The following is a 1,774-nucleotide window of genomic DNA, read 5'->3' on the forward strand; positions in this document are numbered from 1 at the left end:
GCGAGGGTGCCGGACGCGGGTGCCCCCGGGGAGGACGCCGCCGGGGAGGACGCCGTCGACGTGGGCGAGGCGCTGGCCGCGGTCGGCCACGCCCGGACTGCCGCGCTCATCGACCCGGAGCCTGCGCGACTGGACGCCTACGCCGTGCCCGGGGGACCGGCGTGGGAGAACGACCGGGATCTGCTGCGCCGGCTGACGGACGAGGGGTTCGCCTTCTCCGGCCTCGAGGTGACGGTGGAGCAGGCCGGACCCGCCCGGCGGGCCGGGGACGACGCGCTGCGTGTCGACGCCGTGCTCCGGACGTCGGCCCACACCGTGCTGGACCGCGCGGGACGCGTGGCGGCGCATCGGGAGGCGACGGCCGAGGAGGTCGTGCTGGTCCTGCGCAGCGGCCACGGAGAGGGCCCCGAGGGGCGGGACGGCGGCGCGGCGGGTCGGACGTGGCGGGTCGAGACCGTCGATCCGCGCTGACCCCGGGCCCGGATCCAGCGCCGGAGGCCGGCGGTCCAGACGGGGGGACGCCGCGGGCCCCGGGGAGAAGCTCCCCGGGGCCCGCGGCGTGGTGCGGCGTCAGCCGCCTGGGCTGATCACTGCCAGAGGACGGCGACCAGGATGTTCACCAGGCCCAGACCGCCCACCGCGTGGGCCAGGCCCGTGGGCACGACCTCCCCGCGGTTGGACTTGCGGCGGCCGATCAGGGCGGCCACGAAGACGATGACGCCGATCAGGAACTTGACGCCCAGCTTCATGTGGTTCGGCTCCCCGCTCATGGCGAGGCCGAAAAGCACCACGCCGGAGACGATCATGCCCACGGAGCCCCACCACTGCGAGGTGGTGACGGTCGGGTTGCGGAAGTGCGCGAACCAACCGCCCACGATCGCTGCGGCGGACACGATGTGCACGGCCACCAGGATGCTGTGCAGGATATCCACAGTCCTTCTCCCTTTCCGTCAGAGACCCAGCTCGTTGGCGAACTCGCCGCCCTCGAGACGCTGACGCAGCGTCGTCAGGAAGCGGCCCGCGTCGGCCCCGTCCACCAGGCGGTGGTCGTAGGTCAGGGACAGGTACATCATGTGGCGGATGGCGATCGAGTCGTTGCCGTCCGCGTCGGTCACCACCATGGGGCGCTTCACGATCGCACCGGTGCCCAGGATCGCGACCTGCGGCTGGTTGATGATCGGCGTGTCGAACAGCGCGCCCACGGAGCCGATGTTCGTGATCGAGAACGTGCCGCCCGAGAGCTCGTCCGGCGAGATCTTGTTCGTGCGGGTGCGCTCGGCCACGTCGGCGATCTTCTGGGCGAGGCCCGTCAGGTTCAGGGAGCCGGCGTCCTTGATGACGGGCACCAGCAGCCCCTTCTCCGTGTCCACGGCGATCGCGATGTCCTCGGACGCGTGGTAGGTGATCTCCTTGTTGTCCTCGGAGAACGACGCGTTCAGCTTGGGGTGCTGCTTGAGGGCCTCGGCGACCGCCTTGGTGATGAACGGCAGGTACGTCAGGTTCACGCCGGCCTGCTGCTGGAAGGAGGCCTTGGCCTTCTTGCGCAGCTGCACGATGCGGGTGACGTCCACCTCGTGCACCTGGGTGAGCTGGGTGGACAGGTCGAGGGACTCGCGCATGCGCTGGGCGATGACCTGGCGGATGCGCGGCGGCCTCGCGGTCCTGGAAGATGGCGCCCCACGTGAAGGTGGGGATCTCGCGCATGGCCACGGTCTCGGGGAAGAGGACGGCCGAGTTCGTGTCGTAGCCGGGGGTGAAGTCGATCAGGCGCAGG

At 71.3% G+C, this 1,774-nt stretch carries 2 protein-coding genes and 2 pseudogenes; 1 reads left to right on the forward strand and 3 read right to left on the reverse strand.

Features of this window, described 5'->3' with window-relative positions; genetic code table 11:
* A pseudogene (locus tag D8M29_RS13670) lies at nt 1-471 on the forward strand (protein kinase); the annotation flags it as partial.
* 116 nt (nt 472-587) lie between these two features.
* Here D8M29_RS13670 and D8M29_RS11865 read toward each other — a convergent pair.
* From D8M29_RS11865 to D8M29_RS14275, 3 genes and pseudogenes are all read right to left on the reverse strand, one after another.
* A complete protein-coding gene (locus D8M29_RS11865) occupies nt 588-932 on the reverse strand; it encodes a hypothetical protein (protein ID WP_010078527.1) in 345 nt (114 codons plus the stop codon).
* A gap of 18 nt (nt 933-950) precedes the next feature.
* On the reverse strand, nt 951-1,619 hold the full coding sequence (locus D8M29_RS11870) for a 2-oxo acid dehydrogenase subunit E2 (RefSeq protein WP_370450175.1): 669 nt from the start codon (nt 1,617-1,619) through the stop codon (nt 951-953).
* 22 nt (nt 1,620-1,641) lie between these two features.
* Nucleotides 1,642-1,774: pseudogene (locus D8M29_RS14275) on the reverse strand (DUF6421 family protein); the annotation flags it as partial.

Origin of the sequence: Micrococcus sp. HSID17227 (genome assembly GCF_003989405.1) — a bacterium.
Taxonomy (GTDB): domain Bacteria; phylum Actinomycetota; class Actinomycetes; order Actinomycetales; family Micrococcaceae; genus Micrococcus; species Micrococcus luteus.